The sequence below is a fragment of the Streptomyces huiliensis genome (genome assembly GCF_020037025.1).
Lineage (GTDB): Bacteria > Actinomycetota > Actinomycetes > Streptomycetales > Streptomycetaceae > Streptomyces > Streptomyces huiliensis.
In genome coordinates this window covers 1-1,125 of the sequence record NZ_JAIQLH010000531.1, presented here as the reverse complement: position 1 = coordinate 1,125, position 1,125 = coordinate 1, and the positions used below count along the sequence as shown (strand labels likewise).

Sequence of the window (1,125 nt, the reverse complement as noted above, 5' to 3'; positions counted from 1 at the left end):
CCGGCGGCGCCCGGCAGCTCGACCGCCTCCCACCAGTCCAGCTCGGTGACGCGGGTGAAGCCGCGCCGCCGCGCCCAGCGGCCGAGACCTGCGGGGAGCAGGAGATGGGTGTGGCGCGGGAGTCGTTTGAGGGTGGGGGCGTCGAGGTGGTCGTAGTGGTTGTGGCTGATGACGACGGCGTCCACCGGGGGCAGGTCCTCCCAGCGGACGCCGACCGGGGTGATTCTGGGCGGGGTGCCGAGGATCCGCCGGGACCACACGGGGTCGGTGAGGACGGTGAGCCCGCCGATGCCGACCACCCAGCTGGCGTGCCCGGCCCAGGTGACGGCGACCGCGGCGGCGTCGACGGCCGGGGGCGCGCCGGGCACGACGGGCAGCCGGGAGACCTCCCGCAGCGCTTCGGCGCCCGGCCGCAGCATCCCCTCGCGGGCGAGCCGGGCCAGCGCCCGGACGCCCGGCAGCGGCGAGGTGAGCCGGTCGGCGAAGGACCGCGGCCAGGTACGGACCTCGCCCGTCGGGCGCGGTTCCGAGAGGGGGCGCTCGGTCTGCTCGGTCATCGAATGGGCTCCGTTCGGGGGGACCGGGTGCCGGCGCGGGGCGGGGGCGGCGGCACGCTCGTCGACGGGGGTCGGGACCTCGGGGGCCTGGGTGCCTCGGGGGCCTGGGTGCCTCGGGGCCCGGAGTGCCTCAGGTTCCGGTGTCGCCCAGGGCGCGGAACGCCGCTTCCAGTCCGGCCAGCGCCTCGGCTGTCTCCGGCAGGGCCGGCGGGTCCGGGGAGTCCAGGGCGCGCTGCCGCGGTTCGTCGCCGGCGCCGAGGAACGGCAGGGCGGAGAGTCGGACGCGCAGGGCGTCGGGGTCGTCCCCGAAGCGGTGGCCGCCGGGGACCGGGTGGCCGAGCGCCGCGCCGAGGTACGCCTCCAGCTCGACGGAGTCGGTGACGGCCCGCCGCGCGAGGCCGACGCGCAGCTCGCCGAGGTCGGCGTAGAGGTGGGGGCCGGTCTGGGCCGGGCGGGCGAGCGCCCCGGCCGCGGTGATCCGTTCCAGGACGGCGGCGGTCACCGTCCCGTACAGCCGCGCGGCGGCGGCCGTGCGCGCGCGGACGGGCGGCGGTTCGGCCAGCGCCCA

Annotated in this window: 1 protein-coding gene and 1 pseudogene; both read right to left on the bottom strand. The window is 78.8% G+C overall.

Going from position 1 to position 1,125, the window contains the following annotated elements:
• Positions 1–557: MBL fold metallo-hydrolase (locus JNW98_RS35685; protein ID WP_223772399.1), on the bottom strand; the 557-nt coding region annotated here is incomplete at its 3' end.
• A 130-nt stretch (positions 558–687) separates the two neighbouring features.
• Positions 688–1,125 (bottom strand): annotated as a pseudogene (locus JNW98_RS35680) (pyridoxal phosphate-dependent aminotransferase); the annotation flags it as partial.